Origin of the sequence: Streptomyces sp. NPDC006733, from assembly GCF_040636125.1 — a bacterium.
GTDB lineage: Bacteria > Actinomycetota > Actinomycetes > Streptomycetales > Streptomycetaceae > Actinacidiphila.
In genome coordinates, this window is record NZ_JBEYJD010000026.1 from 45,028 (window position 1) to 62,484 (window position 17,457).

General features: G+C 71.7%; 19 protein-coding genes. 11 read left to right on the plus strand and 8 right to left on the minus strand.

Going from position 1 to position 17,457, the window contains the following annotated elements:
• Positions 1-137: 137 nt before the first annotated feature.
• Together efeB and ABZ721_RS23095 are read right to left on the minus strand one after the other, a co-directional pair.
• A complete protein-coding gene (gene efeB, locus ABZ721_RS23090) occupies positions 138-1,418 on the minus strand; it encodes an iron uptake transporter deferrochelatase/peroxidase subunit (protein ID WP_358790563.1) in 1,281 nt (426 codons plus the stop codon).
• Complete coding sequence (locus ABZ721_RS23095) at positions 1,415-2,704, minus strand: EfeM/EfeO family lipoprotein (protein WP_358790564.1); 1,290 nt, start codon at positions 2,702-2,704, stop codon at positions 1,415-1,417. The genes efeB and ABZ721_RS23095 overlap by 4 nt, the downstream gene beginning before the upstream one ends.
• Positions 2,705-2,833: 129 nt before the next feature.
• On the opposite strand from ABZ721_RS23095, the gene ABZ721_RS23100 reads away from it, so the two are divergent.
• The 3 genes from ABZ721_RS23100 to ABZ721_RS23110 all read left to right on the plus strand — a co-directional run bounded on the left by ABZ721_RS23100 (position 2,834) and on the right by ABZ721_RS23110 (position 4,759).
• A complete protein-coding gene (locus ABZ721_RS23100; protein ID WP_358790565.1) occupies positions 2,834-3,121 on the plus strand; it encodes a hypothetical protein in 288 nt (95 codons plus the stop codon).
• Positions 3,122-3,471: 350 nt separating this feature from the next.
• Entirely contained in the window at positions 3,472-3,879 is a 408-nt protein-coding gene (locus ABZ721_RS23105) for a tyrosinase cofactor (protein ID WP_358790566.1), read from the plus strand.
• A gap of 61 nt (positions 3,880-3,940) precedes the next feature.
• Positions 3,941-4,759: a tyrosinase family protein gene (locus tag ABZ721_RS23110; RefSeq protein ID WP_358790567.1), complete on the plus strand. Its 819-nt coding sequence runs from the start codon at positions 3,941-3,943 to the stop codon at positions 4,757-4,759.
• 81 nt (positions 4,760-4,840) lie between these two features.
• Here ABZ721_RS23110 and ABZ721_RS23115 read toward each other — a convergent pair whose 3' ends face one another.
• Entirely contained in the window at positions 4,841-6,394 is a 1,554-nt protein-coding gene (locus ABZ721_RS23115) for a ThuA domain-containing protein (RefSeq protein WP_358790568.1), read from the minus strand.
• Positions 6,395-6,980: 586 nt separating this feature from the next.
• Here ABZ721_RS23115 and ABZ721_RS23120 point away from each other — a divergent pair.
• Entirely contained in the window at positions 6,981-8,261 is a 1,281-nt protein-coding gene (locus tag ABZ721_RS23120; RefSeq protein ID WP_358790569.1) for a family 16 glycosylhydrolase, read from the plus strand.
• Positions 8,262-8,359: 98 nt separating this feature from the next.
• Here the strand turns inward: ABZ721_RS23120 and ABZ721_RS23125 are convergent, their stop codons facing one another.
• On the minus strand, positions 8,360-8,935 hold the full coding sequence (locus ABZ721_RS23125; protein WP_358790570.1) for an HAD domain-containing protein: 576 nt from the start codon (positions 8,933-8,935) through the stop codon (positions 8,360-8,362).
• A gap of 105 nt (positions 8,936-9,040) precedes the next feature.
• Between ABZ721_RS23125 and ABZ721_RS23130 the strand changes: the two genes are divergently transcribed.
• Both ABZ721_RS23130 and ABZ721_RS23135 read left to right on the plus strand, forming a co-directional pair.
• Positions 9,041-9,706 (plus strand): hypothetical protein, encoded by a 666-nt coding sequence (locus ABZ721_RS23130; RefSeq protein WP_358790571.1) that lies wholly within the window; start codon positions 9,041-9,043, stop codon positions 9,704-9,706.
• 22 nt (positions 9,707-9,728) lie between these two features.
• On the plus strand, positions 9,729-10,223 hold the full coding sequence (locus ABZ721_RS23135; RefSeq protein ID WP_358790572.1) for a GNAT family N-acetyltransferase: 495 nt from the start codon (positions 9,729-9,731) through the stop codon (positions 10,221-10,223).
• Positions 10,224-10,252: 29 nt separating this feature from the next.
• Here ABZ721_RS23135 and ABZ721_RS23140 read toward each other — a convergent pair whose 3' ends face one another.
• Positions 10,253-10,582, minus strand: coding sequence for a hypothetical protein (locus tag ABZ721_RS23140; RefSeq protein ID WP_358790573.1), 330 nt, complete (start codon positions 10,580-10,582; stop codon positions 10,253-10,255).
• Between the two features lie 29 nt (positions 10,583-10,611).
• On the opposite strand from ABZ721_RS23140, the gene ABZ721_RS23145 reads away from it, so the two are divergent.
• Together ABZ721_RS23145 and ABZ721_RS23150 are read left to right on the plus strand one after the other, a co-directional pair.
• Positions 10,612-11,625: a hypothetical protein gene (locus tag ABZ721_RS23145; RefSeq protein ID WP_358790574.1), complete on the plus strand. Its 1,014-nt coding sequence runs from the start codon at positions 10,612-10,614 to the stop codon at positions 11,623-11,625.
• A complete protein-coding gene (locus ABZ721_RS23150; RefSeq protein WP_358790575.1) occupies positions 11,609-11,746 on the plus strand; it encodes a hypothetical protein in 138 nt (45 codons plus the stop codon). The genes ABZ721_RS23145 and ABZ721_RS23150 overlap by 17 nt, the downstream gene beginning before the upstream one ends.
• A 36-nt stretch (positions 11,747-11,782) precedes the next feature.
• Here the strand turns inward: ABZ721_RS23150 and ABZ721_RS23155 are convergent, their stop codons facing one another.
• From ABZ721_RS23155 to ABZ721_RS23165, 3 genes are all read right to left on the minus strand, one after another.
• On the minus strand, positions 11,783-12,412 hold the full coding sequence (locus ABZ721_RS23155) for a dihydrofolate reductase family protein (protein WP_358790576.1): 630 nt from the start codon (positions 12,410-12,412) through the stop codon (positions 11,783-11,785).
• Positions 12,413-12,555: 143 nt separating this feature from the next.
• Complete coding sequence (locus ABZ721_RS23160; protein WP_358790577.1) at positions 12,556-12,948, minus strand: TOBE domain-containing protein; 393 nt, start codon at positions 12,946-12,948, stop codon at positions 12,556-12,558.
• A gap of 10 nt (positions 12,949-12,958) precedes the next feature.
• Positions 12,959-13,855, minus strand: a complete 897-nt coding sequence (locus tag ABZ721_RS23165; RefSeq protein ID WP_358790578.1) for a LysR family transcriptional regulator — start codon at positions 13,853-13,855, stop codon at positions 12,959-12,961.
• Between the two features lie 137 nt (positions 13,856-13,992).
• Here ABZ721_RS23165 and ABZ721_RS23170 point away from each other — a divergent pair, with 137 nt between their 5' ends.
• The 3 genes from ABZ721_RS23170 (at position 13,993) to ABZ721_RS23180 (ending at position 17,409) form a co-directional block, all read left to right on the plus strand.
• A complete protein-coding gene (locus ABZ721_RS23170) occupies positions 13,993-15,411 on the plus strand; it encodes an MFS transporter (protein WP_358790579.1) in 1,419 nt (472 codons plus the stop codon).
• A 127-nt stretch (positions 15,412-15,538) separates the two neighbouring features.
• Positions 15,539-16,357: a hypothetical protein gene (locus ABZ721_RS23175; protein WP_358790580.1), complete on the plus strand. Its 819-nt coding sequence runs from the start codon at positions 15,539-15,541 to the stop codon at positions 16,355-16,357.
• 77 nt (positions 16,358-16,434) lie between these two features.
• The gene (locus tag ABZ721_RS23180) at positions 16,435-17,409 is read left to right on the plus strand and encodes a hypothetical protein (RefSeq protein ID WP_358790581.1); all 975 of its coding nucleotides are present in this window, start codon (positions 16,435-16,437) and stop codon (positions 17,407-17,409) included.
• The last annotated feature ends 48 nt before the right edge of the window (positions 17,410-17,457 follow it).

The following is a 17,457-nucleotide window of genomic DNA, read 5'->3' on the forward strand; positions in this document are numbered from 1 at the left end:
TCCGCTGTCGACCGGTCGACGTAGGTTACGGAACGCGACGCCGCGTGCGGCCCGCGACACCCTGACTGCCTCTCAGTCTGACTCCGGAGAACTTCCGTTCGAGGGGATACGGGCAAGGTTTGACGCGCCGTTGACCCCTAAGCGAGCAGCAGCCCCCGGCCCAGCCAGTCGGTGCGGTCCCGCACGCCGGGCAGGACGAAGAAGTAGCCGCCGCCGAACGGCGTGGTGTAGTCCGCCAGCGGCTCGCCCGCGAGGCGCCGCTGCACGGCCTCGAACTGCCGGACCGGGTCCTGCTGGTAGCAGCAGAAGATCAGCCCCATGTCCAGGTTGCCGTTGATGTCCATGCCGCGGTCGTAGTTGTAGCCGCGGCGCAGGATGCGCTGTCCCTCGGTCTGCGGACTGCGGGGGTTGGCGAGTCGGATGTGGCTGTCGAGGGGGATCACGTCGCCCTGGGGATCCCGGGCGTACCGGGGGGCGTCGAACTCGGCGGAGCCGTCCAGGGGCGCTCCGCTGTCCCGGCTACGGCCGATCATCCGCTCCTGCTCGGTGATGGAGACCCGGTCCCAGAACTCGACGAGCGTCCGGATCAGCCGCACCACCTGGTAGGTGCCGCCGGTGGCCCACACCGGCTCCGCCCCCGCGCCCACCCAGAGCAGCCGGTCCGCCTCGGCCGCCCGCGACGTGTCCGGGTTGGCCGTGCCGTCCTTGAACCCCAGGTGGTTGCGGGGGGTGCCGCTCGGGCGGGGCGGGCTGGTGAAGCCGTCGAGGCGCCAGCGCACCTGCATGCCGCCGCGGGTGTGGCGGGCGATGTCGCGCAGCGCGTGCAGCACGACGTCCGGGCTGGACGCGGAGAGCTGCAGACTCAGGTCGCCGTGGCACCAGGCCGGGTCGAGATCGTCGTCGGGGAAGGTCGGCATCGCGCCCAAGCGCAACGGCTTGAGGCTCGTCAGCCCGAAGCGGGCGTCGAACAGGGAGCTCCCCACCCCGGCCGTGACGGTCAGGTCACCGGCGGGCACCTGCGGGCCGAGCACACCGGAGTCGGACGGCGGCGCGGTGATCCCCAGCGGTGGGGGTGTGCCGCCGGTGGCCAGGAACCGGGCCCGGTCGGTGAGCGTGCGCAGGAGTTCCGTCAGCTCCCTGCGGTCCTCGGCGGTCACGTCGAACGAGACCATCGCCGTCGCGCGCCGGGGCGGCGTGAGGATGCCGCTCTGGTGCGCGCCGTGGAAACCGGCGGCGGGCGGGGGTGTGTCCGTGGAGCCGGCGTCGGACGAGGCTGCATCTCCGGCCATCGCGCCCCCGGTCAGCGTGCCCGCAGCCATCGCGGCCCCGACGCCGGCGGCCGCACCGCGCAGGAAGCCGCGTCGCCGCACCGTGCTCATGCCGTCCTCCGCACATCGTTCGTTCCGCACACCGCTCATGACGTTCTCCGCACCTCGCACAGGGTTGCCACCGGTGCCAGCCGCTCCACCAGTTCGCCCACGTCGCTGTTGATGCGCTGCCGGTCCGCACGGGTCACGGTGTTCAGTGCGGCCCAGGCCCCGTTCCGGTCGAAGGAGTCCAAAGTGTGCTGGGTGCGGTCCGACCAGGCCTCCAGGCGCGGCAGTTCCGGCATTCGGGTCACCAGCAGCGGCCGCAACCGGCTGAGCAGCTCGCGCGTGCCGTCGAGGTTGGCGCGGGCGGTGGCGAGATTGCTGCCGCTGCCGTAGTCGGTGCGCCCGGTCAGCTCCGCCTGCACGGTGTTCTCCAGGATCTCGTGCGCGCGCAGTCCCAGGTCCGCGGGGTCCATCCGCTCCTGCGGCCACCGGTCGCGCAACGCTCGTACAGCTCGGGCGAGAGCGTTCGCCGGAGGGCGCAGCGAGGTCGCGGACTCGCCGTGCCACAGCCCGTACTCGACGCGGTGGAACCCGGCGAAGCCGGGGTCGGCGAGGCCGCGGGGCAGTCCCGCGGTCGTGCCGTTGATCGCCGAGTCGGCGTCCCCGAAGGTCCCGTACGCCGCGCCCATGCGCTCGTAGACCAGGTGCGCGGGCAGCCACGCGCGCCGGGCCGCCGGGAGGTCACCGGCGTCGACGGCGTCCGACAACGCATCGGTCCGCTGCGCCAGCTCGACGGTTCTGGCCTGGATCCACCGCTGGTAGGCCAGCGTCGGCGGGATGAGGTCGTGTGCCGTCACGGGCACGGCGGCCGGCCCCCGAGGGGCCGAGCCTCCGGTCACCCGAACCGTGGGACCGGTGACGGCGTCCGCGTCGTCGGGCAGGCACCGGAACGCGTACACCCCGCTGCCCAGCGCCACGCGCAGCGGCCGCGTCGTGCCGGGTGCCAGTCCCTCCACCTCGCCGTGGATCGCGCCGGTGGCCGGATCGAGGAGCTCGACCTCGGTCGCACCGCTGGAGGTGTTGTGCAGATCGAAGACCTGCGGCCCCGGCCGCGGGCGTTCCCATCCCTGACCGCAGCTGCTCCGGGACACCTCCACGGAGATGTGCGGCAGGCCGTCGGCGTCGGCCGGGCGTCGCGGGGCCGGATCGTCCGGTGGCCGCGGGCCGTCGGGGGATCCCGCCCAGAGGGCGACCCCCGCGATCAGAGCACCGGCGGCGGCGACGACGGCTGCCCGCCTCAGCCGGTGGCGCTGTGAGGACGCGGCCTGCGCCGAAGTGCTGGCCGAGGGGCCGGCGGTCGGCGGGCCGGGATCGGAGACGGAGCCGGACACAGCGGCCTCCCGGAATGTCGGCGACGGTACATGCTAGGCACCCCCCGTTCCGGCCGGGCCGCCGACACGGGGCGCGGGCTCCGCAGGACGGGTTTACGCTGGTGGGAAGCCCAGCTCCGGAGGTGCGCCGTGGTCCGACGTCATCACTTTCACCTGGACCACCTGGGTCACTCGATCACCGTGAACATCCGGGCCGGCGTGCACCGTGACATCGAGGTGCTGGTCGACGGTCACGAGGTCGACCACGAGCGGGTGCGTGGGAACGGGCTGAGCGTGCTGACCGCCGAACTGCCCGACGACCCTGCCCAGCCGTTCCAGATCCGCGTCCACCAGCCGCGCTTCGGCTCCAGCGTGCCGCAGTGCGTCCTGAGTCTGGGCGACGTCGACCGGACGATGCCGGCCCGCCTCGTGGTGTGAACCGACGCGGTCGTCGGCCCGCTGTCGGTGGGGTTTTGCGTCGTGATCTTTGAGTGGGAGAGGTCACCAAAATCCCCGTACGACAGGAAAATTCGCTGTACGTAAAGCGATTAACAGTAAGAACTCCCGCTGTAAGGGCCAGGGGGCGGGATATTCGACAAGATCCATCTCGTTCAATTTTTGACGTCTTGCGCGGGAATGTCCGGTAAGGAGCCAACCTTGCCGACACTCCTTTCCGCCCGCGCTCACCCCTGCGAACATCCCCGTCGGGAGGTCACGAAAGGTGACCACCCATGGGGATCTTGCCTTCTGGGCCGCTGTGCCCGAGGGCGACACGATGGGGGTCGTACATGTCCGAACTCAACCGCCGCAGCGTGCTGCGCGGCGCCGTCACCGGTGCCGCCGCCGTCACGTTCACCGGCCTCGCGCTGGGCCTGCCGGTGGCGCTGGCCGCCCGGCGCCCCGCGACTGACGCCAACGCTGCCGCCGGGACCGTCGCGCACTCCGGAGCAGAGGCGTTCGACGAGACCTACCGGGGGCGGCGCATACAGGGGGCGCCGCGGACCGTCGGCGGACACCACCGCGGAGGCCCTGGCTACGCCGTGTTCGTCGACGGCAGGGAACTGCATGTGATGCAGAACGCCGATTCCTCCTGGATCAGCGTCGTGAACCACTACGAGACGTTCGCCACGCCGCGTGCGGCGGCACGGGCCGCGGTGCTGGAGCTGCAGGGCGCCGCACTCGAACCGGTTCTCTGACCGGGGCACCGCCCGCGCCACCCGCATCATCCGAGCCACCCGAAGAGGACGAAGACGTCTCATGGCAGTCCGTCAGAACCAGGCGAACCTCAGCACCGCGCAGAAGCGCGCTTTCGTCGACGCCGTACTGGAACTCAAGCGCACCGGCCGGTACGACCGGTTCGTCGTCACGCACAACGCGTTCATCATGTCCGACATCGACAACGGGGAGCGCGTCGGGCACCGCTCGCCGTCCTTCCTGCCGTGGCACCGCCGCTTCCTGCTCGAGTTCGAGCAGGCGCTGCAGTCGGTCGACCCGCAGGTCATGCTGCCGTACTGGGACTGGACCCAGGACCGTACGGCCACCGCCTCCCTGTGGAGCGCGGACTTCCTCGGCGGCGACGGCCGCGCCGGTGACGCCCAGGTCACCACCGGTCCGTTCGCCCACAGCGCCGGGCGGTGGACCGTGAACGTCCGCCTCGACTCCCGCGCGTTCCTGCGCCGCAGCCTCGGCGGCGGTAACCGCCCCCTGCCGACCAGGGCCGAGGCCGACTCCGTGCTCGCCATGCCCGTCTACGACACGGCCCCGTGGAACAGCCGCTCCGAGGGCTTCCGCAACCACCTGGAGGGCTGGCGCGGGGTGAACCTGCACAACCGGGTCCACGTCTGGGTGGGCGGCCAGATGGGCACGGGCGTGTCGCCCAACGACCCGGTGTTCTGGCTGCACCACTGCTTCATAGACAAGCTGTGGGCGGACTGGCAGCGCCTGCACCCGACCTCGCCGTACCTGCCGGCGGCGGGAACCCCGGACGTCGTCGACCTGCGCGAGCCGATGAAACCCTGGAACGACACCACCCCGGCCGACCTCCTCGACCACACCTCCCGCTACACCTACGCCTGATCCGATCCGATCCGGTTCGTGCGGGTCCGCGCCGGAAGCGGAACCGGTGATCCCCCGGTTGCCCGGGGGATCACCGCTCGGTCAGCTGGGGAGGTGCCACTGCTGGTTGGCGGCGGCGCTGTTGCAGGTCCAGATCTGGAGGCGGGTGCCGTTGGCGGAGCTGGGGCCCGTCGCGTCCAGGCAACGACCGGAACCGGTGTTGACCAGAGTGCTGCCGGCGCCCACGGTCCACTTCTGCGCGGCGCTGCCGTTGCAGTCGTAGAGCTGGACCTTGGTGCCGTTCGCCGTGCCGGCGCCCGTGACGTCCATGCACTTGGCCAGGGCCTTCACGCTGCCGTCCGCGCCCACTGCCCAGCTCTGCGCGGCGGTGCCGTTGCAGTCGTACAACTGCACCGCGGCGCCGTTCGTCGAACTGGCGCCCGCCACGTCCACGCACTTGCCGCCGTAGCCCGTGATCGCGCCCGAGCCGCCGCCGGTGCCCGACACCGTCAGGCTGTACGTGGTGGTCTGGGCGCCGGACGTGCCGGTGCCCTTGACGGTGATGGGGTAGGTGCCGGGCGCGACCGCCGTGGTCGTGGTCACCTTGAGCGTCGAGCTGCTCCCCGACGTCACGGACGCCGGGCTGAACGACACCGTCGCCCCCGACGGCGCGCCGCTCGCGGTCAGCGCCACGCTCTGCGCCGTGCCACCGGACGTGACCGCCGTGTTGACCGTGGCGGTGACCGAGGCGCCGGGCGCCACCGTGCCCGCGGCCGGCGTCACGCCGAGCGTGAAGCCGGTGCCCGGGTTGGCCGCGCCGCCGCCGAGCCACTTGAGGCCGTTGAGCAGGAACTGGTTCTGCTGGGCGCTTGCGAAAGTCGAGGACAGCGCGGTGTTGGTGTCGTAGTTCATCGCGTTGTGACCGAAGTTCGCGTAGAGCATCTTGTACTGGCGGTTGGTCCAGATGATCGGGTAGTAGCCGCTGTTCCACGTCTGGGCCGGGTCGGTGCCGACCGGGAAGGTGGACGGGTCGAGGGAGGCCAGGATGTCGATGTCGGGGTTCTGGCGCAGGTCGTTGTTCCAGCTGTACCACTCGCTGACCGAGGACGCGATGGTGCCCGGCAGTCCCGCCATCGACGGGTGCGCGCGGTCCTCGACCTTCAGCGTCTCGGCGGTGGGACCCCAGGTGTTGCTCTTGAAGGTGCCGGTGCCCAGGAAGGTGTTGTGGTACCAGGACCAGCTGTTGGAACCGGCGTCGTTGTAGGCCGAGACGTGGAATCCCATCCAGCCGCCGCCGTTGTCCATGTACGTCTTGAACGCGCTCTGCTGGGCGGCGCTCTGCGGGTGGTTGTCCAGGAACAGGACGACTTGGTAGTTGGCCAGGTTCGCGGTGTTGAGCTGGTTCCAGTCGCTGGTCGCGGTGTACGAGAAGCCGTTCTCCGCCGCGTGCTGCGGGAACCACTGGTTGGCCTCGCGGACGAAGCTGATGTGCGCCGCGTCGTACGTGCCGTCGTAGAACGCCAGCACTTTGAAGGTGGGCGCCGCGTGCGCGGTGCCGGTGTCGGGGACGGCGGCGAGTCCGAGCAGGAGCGTGCAGAGGGCGAGCAGCCGTATCAGTACGCGGTGCACGGGGCGTGCCGTGCGGGTTTGCAGCATGGGACGGGGTTCCTCCTGGGCACGGCGGAAGGGCAGTGGGGGGATCGTGCGGAGAGAACGGAGCGCGGGCGCGCCGATGGAGGGCACACCGGACGGAAAGGAGGGTGGCCGGGGCCGATGCGGGTCGGTCGCGGCCTGCGAGTCGTACGGGTTCCACTTACTTCACGACTTAATCCAGACGGTGATTTAACCGACGTGCCAGGACCCCGTCAAGGCTTCGCGCACAGAGGGCAGTTGCCCCTCGCCGGTGGTTCCCGGCGGCCCGCGCCCTTCGAAGGGCCGTTGTCCTGCACCGATGCGCACCCGAACCTCGGAAGGGTCCGCCATTGGTCTTGACAGCGCCATGGTCTAGTCCAAGCATGGTCGTGGCCGTGCGGCGTTTCAGGACGCTGCTTTGTCGTGTACCGATGGATCCGGCGCTGCGGGGCGCCGGAAGTGGTACGACAGTCGTCCCGGCCGATCCTTCGCGTACGCGTGTCCGCGCGTCCGACCATTCTGAGAGCGCTCTCGCTCCCAGCCCGCACCTCCGTCCGGAAGGAGCCGGACGGTCCTTCGGCCATCCCCAACCCCCACTGAGGAGCCCGTCATGTCGGCGTCACCCCCCACCCGACGCATAAGCCCCCGCCCTCTCGCCCTGTTCGCCGCCGCCGTGCTCCTGCTCTGCGGCTGGCTCCAGCAGGCGCTCGCCCCCCAGGCCGCCGGCGCCGAGAACGCCGCTCCCGCGGCGGCCGCCGCCACGTTCACCGACGACTTCAACGGTGCCGCGGGAAGCGCGGTCGACAGCTCCAAATGGGGCTACGAGACCGGCGACAACGTGAACAACCACGAGCGGCAGTACTACACGAGCGGCAACCACAACGCGGCCCTCGACGGACAGGGCAATCTCGTCATCACCGCCCGCAAGGAGAACCCGGCCAACTACCAGTGCTGGTACGGCACCTGTCAGTACACCTCCGCACGGCTCTCCACGCCGACCAAGTTCACCCAGGCGTACGGTCACTTCGAGACCCGCATGAAGCTCCCGCGCGGCCAGGGCATGTGGCCGGCCTTCTGGATGCTCGGCAACGACATCGGCACGGCGGGCTGGCCCAACAGCGGTGAGATCGACATCATGGAGAACGTCGGCTTCGAACCCGGCACCGTGCACGGCACCATCCACGGCCCCGGCTACTCCGGTGCCGCGGGCATCGGCGCCGGCTACACGCTCCCCGGCGGCCAGAGCTTCTCCGACGCCTTCCACACCTTCGCCGTGGACTGGGCCCCGAACTCCATCAAGTGGTACGTCGACGGCAACCTCTACCAGACACGCACCCCCGCCGACCTGGGCGGCAACCGCTGGGTCTTCGACCACCCCTTCTACCTGCTGCTCAACCTCGCGGTGGGCGGCTACTGGCCGGGCGACCCCAACTCCAGCACCACCTTCCCGCAGCAGCTCGTCGTGGACTACGTGCACGTGACGACCAGCGACTCGGGCGGCGGCACGGGCCACCCGATCACCGGCTACGGCAACAAGTGCGTCGACGTGGCCTCGTCGAACACCGCGAACGGCACGCCCGTCCAGCTCTGGGACTGCAACGGAACAGGTGCGCAGTCCTGGACGTCCGCGTCCGACGGCTCCTTGCGGGCGCTCGGCAAGTGCATGGACGTCACCGCCGCGGGCACGGCCGACGGCACCAAGATCCAGCTCTACGACTGCAACGGCACCGCCGCGCAGAAGTGGACCGTGGGCGCCGGCAGCACTCTGGTCAACACCGGTTCCGGTCGTTGCCTGGACGCGACGGGCCCCAGCTCCGCCAACGGCACCCGCCTCCAGATCTGGACCTGCAACAGCGCCGCCGCCAACCAGCAGTGGCACCTGACCACGTGACCGCCTGATCACCCGACAGCCACACCACAGCACCGCGTGCCCGGCCGGTCAGCACAACACCGGCCGGGCACGGCAGGAACCAGGACTTGGCGAGCGGGTCAGTCGTCCTGCAGGGGCGGTTGGAACTTTCTGTCGTGCGGCGGAGGTGCGGTGGCGGTCTGGCGCAGCCAGGTGTCGAGGGCGGTGAAGTCGGGGTCGGTCAGGCCGTGGCCGGGGTCCACCCGGTGGAGGAGGGCCTGTCCGGGGTGCCGCGCCGCCACCCAGGAGCGGTCGGCGTCGGTGATCTCGTCGTCGACCCAGACGAACGCGCGGCCCGCGGCCCGGGCGACGAGGGCGCGGGTCTTCCAGTGCAGGCCGTGGCGGTCGTCCTCCTCGGAGGGTTCGGGCCAGTCGACGACCGGAAGCTCCGGCAGGCCCAGCCGGGGTGCGACGCACTCGTTCGCTTCCGCCATCCACGTCGTGGCCCAGACCAGGTCGCACGGGAGGGCGGCCAGCCGGGGGCCGTGGGCGGGATTGATCCTGGCCAGCAGCGGATTCGCGTCGGGTACCCGCGACGCGGTCGGCGCGCGGTAGGTCGGATAGCCGATCGGGCGCTGCTGCGGGGTCGCGCCGAAGGGGATGAGGGGGCCGTCGACATCGAGAAAGAGGAGGGGGCGCTGGTCAGGACCGGTCATCACGGCACGATAGCCGTTCGCCGAGGGGTCGGACCGTTGTGCGGTGTGTCGGTGGCGGCTACTACGGTGAGGGGCGAACGGTGGGGACGAGCAGCGGAGGCGCACATGGCGGATCGGCCCGGACGTCCGGAGGATCTGGATCGGCCCGAGCGGATGTGGGAGCGGGCGGCGGTGCTGGCGCTGGTCGACCGCGTGGGCGCGCTGGGCCCCGAGTACACGGTGAGCGACGGCAGGTTGACGTGCTGGCACTCCAACGGGAGTTGGCGGCTGAACCTGCTGCCGGACGGGAGAGCCTTCTTCTACGGGCAGGACGTCGACTGCAGCGACACCACGTACAAGGGCGGCCAGCCCGTGGATGTGGTGGCCGGCGCCCCGGAGTGGCTGCCGAAGGACATGCTGCGCGGGCTCGTCGACGGCTATGAGCTGGGGTACCTGTACTGGTGGGAGGACGGGAAGTGGGATCGGGCGCCGTATCCGGACTTCGTCCGGGACGACGGGCTGATCGCCTCGTGCGACCCCGGGCTCTTCAGCGACTCCGCGCTGCGCGAGAGCCTCGACGAACGCGGTGTCGAGCGGACGGAGTTCGCCGAACCGTTCATCGCCCGGGTCGCGGCGAGATCCGTCGACACCGCGCTGCTGAGTGAGCTGCTGGCTTCGCACGAGGACCTGTCCGACGACGAGCCCGCAACCATGCTGGCGGCCGCCGAGGAACTGGCGGTGCGGTTGGGGGTGACTGCCGCCGACGGCGTGCGTGCCGGGATAATCAGTTGACCGGTTGTCCTAGGGTTCCGGCATGACGACTGCGCCCCACCTGGTGGAGATCACCCCCGACAACTTCGACGCGGCCATCGGCCTGAGAGTCCGGCCCGACCAGGAGCACTTGGTGGCCCCGGTCGTGAAGTCGCTCGCCGAGGCATACCTCCACCCCGGCGTCGCCTGGCCCCGCCTCATCGTGGACGGCGACCGGGTCGTCGGCTTCCTCATGGCGTTCCTGGACATCGACTTCGCCGGTGACGGCACAGGCGCCGACATCCGGTCGGGCCTGTGGCGGCTGAACATCGCGGCCGGTGAGCAGGGGCGCGGCTACGGGCGCTTCGCGGTGGAGGCCGTGGCCGCCGAGATCCGCCGCCGCGGCGGCAACCGCCTCACCGCGAGCTGGCACCCGGGGGAGGACGGACCGGAGCGCTTCTACCTGGGACTCGGCTTCCGGCCGACGGGGGAGACGAGCGGGGACCAGACGGTCGGGGAACTGGACCTGGAGCGGGACCTGGAGCAGGGGTCGCACTGACCCGGTGACGCGCTGCCGCGACGGCGCCCTCAGGTCGCCAGCACGCCGGCGAGGATCGACGCCGCGTTCGCCGTCACGGATGCCGCGTACGGGACCGGACCCCGCAGCCGGAGCATGCGGCCCAGGAGCAGTGCCTCCACCCCGCACACGAGCGCCTCGGCCGCGGCGAAGTACCCCCAGTACTCCGCGGCCGGTATCCGGAGGAGGAACCACCAGAGCGGTGGGTGCGTCACACCGTTGACGATCACCGCGGCGGCACCGGCGCGCGCCGGCCGGACACGGCCCGCTACGGTGAGCGCCGCGACGTAGACGGGAACCTCGACGAGCAGCGTCAGGGCGAGGGCGGACAGGTACGGCACGGCGGGATCGTGTCACGGGGAGGGGACGGATGGCGAGCGTGCACGCGGCGGGCCTGCCCGCCGTGCGGGGGCTGGGTACCGCGCCGGTGGCCGGGTTCGTGTGCGCGGCGGCCGTCGCGCTGGTGGCGGCGCTGCGGCTGCCCGCCGGCACCGCTGTTGTCGGGCTGGCCACCTTCGGGATCCTGCACAACGTGCTGGAACTGCGGTACGTGACCGGCCGCTTCGAAGGGGTGCTGCGCGGGCCGTTCCTGCGCCTGTTGGGTCTGTTGATCACGGGAATCGTGGTGTGCCGGCTGCTGCCGCCGTCGACGGCGACGCACACCGGCGAGATCCTGCTGGCGTACGGGCTGCTGGGCACCGCGTGCGTGCACGCGCTGCGCTCCCGGCCGCCGCTGCTGGCGGCCGCGGTCGCCGTGCTCGCGGTGGCGGCCGGCACCTCACTGGCCTTCCCCGCCTACCACTTCGTGGTGCTGACCCATCTGCACAACGTCGTGCCCCTGCTCTTCCTGTGGGAGTGGTCGCGCCGGCTGCCCCACGGGCGGGCCACCTTCCGCGCGGTGCAGTGCGGGTGGGTCCTGGTGGTGCCCGCCCTGCTGATGGCCGGGGCGTTCGACCACTGGCTGGCCGACGGCACGGCCTGGACGGACCGGTTGTCGGCCGCGTACACCCCGCCGGCCTGGCTGGACTCGGCGGTGAGCCTGCGCTTCCTCGCGGTCTTCGCGTTCCTGCAGACCATGCACTACGTGGTCTGGGTCTGGTTCCTGCCGCGGTACGCACCCGACGCGTCCCGCTCGTTCGAACGCCGGGTGCCCGCGCTGCGCGGCTGGCGCGCCTGGGCGCTGGGCCTGGGCGTCGCCGCCGCGCTCGCGTCGCTGTTCGCCACGGACTACGCGCAGGGCAAGGCGCTGTACGCGGCCGTCGCGAGCTACCACGCCTACCTGGAGTTCCCCGTCCTGCTGATACTCGTCCTGGGACTGGGGCCGGCCGCGGCCGTGAACCCCGGCTCCGTCGAAGGGAAGACCGCCCGTGTCTCTACTGGCTGACATCGCTCCCGATCCGCCCGCCTCGTCGTCGGGCGGTCATGTCGTCCTCACCGTGGTCGGGATCCTGCTGCTGGTCGGGGTGCTCACCCTGGTCATGGTCGCGCTCTTCCGCCGCAGGTGAGCGGATCGGATCGCGGAACCGGCTCCCCGGCCGCCGTCAGCGACGGACCAAGCGGACGTGGGTGGCCGTCCCGGAGCTGATCTGTTCGGCCACCCGGTAGCCGTCGGCCGCGTCCTGCCAGTTGTCGAGCAGGCGGACGCCCCTGCCCGCGACGATGGGGGCGATGACCAGGTGGAGTTCGTCGAGCAGCCCGGCACGCAGGTACGTCTGGACGGTGGAGGGGCCGCCGCCGAGGCGCACGTCCTTGCCTCCCGCGGCTTCGAAGGCACGCCGCAGCACCGTTTCGACGGGCTCGTCGGTGAAGTGGAAGGTGGTTCCGCCCTTCATCGGCACCGACGGCCGCGGGTAGTGCGTGTGGACGAACACGTCGGTGTGGTAGGGCGGGTTCTCGCCCCACCAGCCGGTCCACGACTCGTCCTGCCACGGTCCCCGTACGGGCCCGAACATGTTGCGGCCCATGATGGTGGCGCCGACGTTCTCGTCGCCGCGCTCGATGTAGTCGGCGCCGACCCCCGCCCTGCCCTCGTCGAGGTCGCGCATCGCGGCGTTCATCCAGTCGTGCAGACCGTCGACGCCGTCACCGAAAGGCGCCTCCAGGCGCTGGTCGGTGCCGGTGGCGTAGCCGTCCAGGGTGATCGTGATGTTGTGTGCGCGCAGCTTCGGCATGGCGTTCTCCTCGGTCCGTTGCGAGGGCGGGCTTCTCCGCTCTCACTGACGCGTCGAACGAGGAGGGGCTGGATCGACACGCGTCCGGGGATCTCTGCCGGGAATCTCGTGCGGAATCCCTTCCGGGAGTTCCTCGGCACGCCTCAGGTGAGGTCGACGTGCACGCTGGTGGACTTCACCCGGGCCGTGGCCCGCATGCCGACCTCCAGGCGCAGTTCCTCGACGGCCTCGCGGGTGAGCAGGGAGACCAGCCGGTGCGGACCGGCCTGGATCTCGACCTGCGCGGCGACGTCGCCCAGCTTGACGGCGGTGACGATCCCGGAGAACGCGTTGCGCACGGACGTGTACGCCTCGCCGTTCTCCGCGGCGGTCTCCTGGGCGACCTCGACGCAGAAGGCGGCCAGATCCGGGCCTTCGACGAAGCGGCGGGTGTTCTCGCGGTGCGTGGGGAAACGGCCCGCGTCCGCCCAGCGGCGCGCCGTGTCGACGCTCACGCCGAGCAGGTTCGCCGCCTGACCAATGGTGTAGGACTCCATGAGGCGAACACTAGTCGGCGACCCCGCCCAGAGCGCTGCGCACCTGCTGGCGGAACCATCGGTGGGCCGGGTCGTTGTCGTGCCGGGGATGCCAGCCCATGGAGATCTCGATCGGCGGCAGGCGCAGCGGGATGCGCAGTATCTCCAGGTCGAGCGCGGCGACCAGGGGCGCGCCGGTTCTGGCCAGGGTCTGGCCCACCAGGTCGGACGCGGCGACGAGTTGCAGGACCGCGGCGGAGGTCGGCATCGACGCGACCACCCGCCGGCGCAGGCCCCGCGCCTCGAGCGCCTCGTCGAGCGGGCCGCGCAGCCGTCCGCGCCGGGAGGTGAGGACGTGCAGCGCGCCGGCGAAGCCCGCCGGGGTGAGCGGCTTTCCCGCGAGCGGGTGACCGCGCCGCACGACGGCGACCATCTCGTCGGTGAACAGGCTCTCGACGCGGGTTTCGGGTGGCGGGGCGGTGATGATGCGGATCTCGAGGTCCGCGGTTCCCTCGCGCAGCACGAAGTCGTCGGGCTGGGGGCTCTCGGGGAGCAGCACCACGGTGACCCCGGGGGCGGTGTGCTGGAGGGCGGGCAGGAGCCGGGTGGCCAGGGCGGTCGACGGCAGGTCGTTGGCGACGATCGTGAACGTCTGCTCCAGTCGCCCGGCGTCCACCGGGCGGCCCTCGGCGAACAGCGCCCGTGAGCGGTCCAGGAGGGCTTTGACCTCCTGGTGCACGGCCTCCGCCCGGGGGGTCGGCACCATCGACCGCCCGGACCTGACCAGGATCGGGTCCGAGAACGCGGCGCGGATCCGGGCCAGCGTTCGGCTCATCGCGGGGGCGGACAGGCCGAGGCGGTCGGCGGCGGCTGTGACCGAGCCTTCGTCGAGCAGGGCGTCGAGCGCGATCAGGAGATTCAGATCCATGTTCCGGGTCATGCGACCGCCCTCACCTCAATGATTGTGTTCCACACAATATATCTGTGAGATCAGTGCATTTGCCGTTATGTGAAGCCGCTCCTACCGTTTCCCGGGTCATGGAAAGTGCACCTGGGGGAGACGTTGTGACCACGCGACAGACCGAGCACCACCTGGCGGACGCCGCACCGCCGCCGGCCTTCGAGGAGCACCCGCGCAGCCGCGAGATGCTCGTCCTGATGTCCCTGTGCGTGGGGACCCTGCAGGCGATGGCGGCCGCGATGAACCTCGCGATCCCCTCCCTCGCCCACAGCTCGCTGCACCCGGGCCCGACGGCTCTGGTGTGGATCGTGGACGCTTATCTCATCGCCTTCGCCTGCCTGCTGATCCCGGGCGGCGCGCTGGCGGACCGGCTCGGCCGCAAGGGCGTGCTGGTCGCCGGCCTCGGCCTGTTCACCGGCGGCAGTGCCCTGGCGGCCGCGGCCGGGAGCGTGCCGCTGCTGATCTCCGGGCGCCTGGTGGCGGGCGCCGGGGCCGCACTCGCGCTGCCGGTCACCCTGGGGCTGCTGATGCTGCTCTCCCCGCCTGCCCGCCGCCCGCACGCGGTGGCCACCTGGACGGCGTCCCTGGCCGCCGGAGGCATCCTCGGCAACGTGGTCGGCGGCGTGGTGCTGCAGTACCTCCCCTGGCAGGGGCTGTTCGTCGTCTTCGGAGCGGCCGGCGCACTGCTCGCGGCGGTCACGGCGCTGCGGGCCCCGCGCACACCGACCCGCCCGGCACCCCTCGACGCACCCGGGTCCGTGCTGCTGGCGGCGGCCATCGTCGCGCTGCTCCACGGGCTGATCGAGGGACGCGAACGCGGCTGGACCTCCGGCTGGGTCCTGGGGTCGTTCGCCGCGGCAGCCGTGATCACGCTGCTGGCCGTCCTGCTCGGGCTGCGCAGGCGCCATCCCCTGCTGGACTTCCGGGTGTTCGCGCTGCGGCCGCTGCGGGCGGGGACCCTGGGGGTCACCGTGGCCTTCGCGGGCGCGTTCGCCATGTTCTACGTCAACGCCCAGTACCTGACCGTCGCCCACGGTTACTCGCTCGCGATGTCCGGCATCGCGCTGGCGCCGATCGCGGTCGCGATGGGGCTGGCTTCCCGCGCCTCCACGAAGCTGGTGCGCCGCTGGGGCGCCAGGCCGGTGGTGGCCGCCGGGTTCGGGGCCCTGGCGGCGGGACTGGCGGCGTTCTCGCTGGTGGGTGCCGATACGCCGTACGCGCTGTACATCCTGTGCCCGGCCCTGGCCCTGGCCGGTATCGGCATCGCCCTGCCCCCGCTGTCCGGCGGGATCATGTCGGCGCTGCCGGCCGAGCGGGCGGGCATGGGCTCCGGGGTCAACGGTGCCGCACGTGAGGTCGGCAGCGCCGTCGGCGTCGCCGCCATGGGTACCGCGCTCGGCGCCGACACGGCGGGCAGCGGGGTCTCGGCGGCCGCCCTGAGCGGGGCCATGGACGACGGCTTCCGCGTCATCGCGCTCGCGGTGGCCCTGGCCGCGGTGCTCGTCGTGCGCTGGATGGACTGAGGTGTCGCGGGGGCGGCCTGCTCCACCCCCGGCGGCCCCCTTCACCCGCGGCGCAAGGGCTCCTATCATCCGGGCGGGGGGAGTTTCCATGGCCGCGAACCGAGGAACACACGTCACACTTGCCGTAGTGGCGGCCCTGCTGCTGCTCGCCGGTGTCTACGGCATCGCCAAGGTCGCCTCCGGCGACCCGTCCCCGGGAACCCAGGGGGCGTCGAGCGGGGGCGGTTCCTCGGGATCCGGCGGCTCCTCGGGATCCGGCGGCTCCTCGGGCGGGAGTACGAGCGGCGGGTCGGGACAGAACGGCTTCGCCCGGATCTCCGGCCCGACCGTGGACAACGTCTATCCGCTGGGCCAGACCGTCGACAACCACCACTACGTGTCCGACGCCTGCTTCGTCCTGGTGAACAATGACGCCGACGTCCCCGTGCGGTTCGAGTCGGCCAGGATCCAGGGAGCCCGCGCCCGGATATCCGACCGGCCGTGCGGGGTGCGGGCGATCGAGGAGAACGGCGAGCCCGCGTCGTGGAACATCCGCGCCGACGAGCAGCCCGACGTGACGGACCCGGTGAACACCTGCTCGTCCGGCACCCGGCTGGAACCCGCGTCGCGGTCGCCCCGGCACGGATGCAGCATCCGGTTCACCAGGCCCGACGGGCTCGGCGTCGCGGACGCGACCCTCGACATCGAGGTCACGGTGGAGTGCGCGTCGCGCTCGCCCCGCCCGTGCTCCCGGCTCGGAAGCCGGTACACGCCGTCCGCCGCCCACCCCGTCACCGCCCTCGTCACCACCACGCAGACGTTCACCTTCGCGGCGTCCTCCTCCGGTGGCAGCACCGACGGGCCCGAGCCGTCGGAGTCGTCCTCGGACGACACGCAGGGCCCGACGGGCGACCCCTCCGACGTGACGCCCTCGGACTCCGGGACCCCGTCCGAGGGCGGGACGTGACAGCGGACCCCGAACCGGCCCCGGCGCCCGCACCGCCTCCCGACCCCGATCCCGATCCCGAGCCCGATGCTCCTCTGGTGGACCGTCAGCTCTGGGCGCGCCTGTGGACGGTGGCCAACGTCATCGCACCGACCACCGCGCTGACGACCCTGCTGTTCTACTTCGGCTATGTCGCGACGACGGCGCGCTTCCGCTACTTCGGGGTCTACCTCGACATGGTGGACCTGTCGTTGCAGGAGATGCTGCTCTACGGCGTGGAGGTCGTCAATCCGCCTCTCGTTGTCGTCGCGGCCGTCAGCCTGCTGGTCATCGCCGCCCACACCGCCGTCCGCTGGATGGTGTCGTCGCCCGATCGTGACGCCGCCACCGGATGGGTGGGGCTGTTCACCGTGCTCCTCGGCCTGCTGACGTTCACCAGGGGCGTGGTCGGCCTGCTGGTACCGCATGTGGCGCGCACCGAGGCGATCGCGACCACCCCGGTCTGCCTGGGCGCCGGTGCCCTCGCGATCGCCTACGGCCTCGGGCTGCTGCGCATCTTCGCCATCCGCTGGGACCGGCGCCGCGCGGCCACCGGGGGCCCGACGCCGCCCGACCCTCCACCCGTTCCGCCCGTTCCACCGCCTCCACCGCCTCCACCGCACAGTGGTGAACTCGCCGACTGGCTGCAGTCGCCCGCCGTGCGGCGCATCAGTCGCTACGCCCTGGCCTGGGTGGCCGTCATCGTCGTCGCCGGGTCGTTCTGGACGGCCAACAGCTTCGCCGCCGCCTACGGCCGGGGCAGGGCGCTGGACGACGCGGCGTCACTCGAGCACCGTCCGGAGGTGGTGCTGTACACCAAGGAGCCCCTGCGGGACCTCCCCGCCGGGGTCGAGCAGACAAAGATCCCCGCCGCGGAGAAGGACTCCTACCGCTTCCGCTACCGGGGACTGCGCCTGCTGGTCGAGTCGAACGGCCGGCTGTTCCTCGTCCCCGCGCGCTGGACCGCCGGCAGCAGCGAGACCCTCGTCGTCCCCTACGACGACTCCGTCCGCATCGGCCTCGTCGCGCGGTGACGGCAGCCCGCCGGGAGGGGGCAGCCGGCTCCGGCGCGCTGTCAGTGG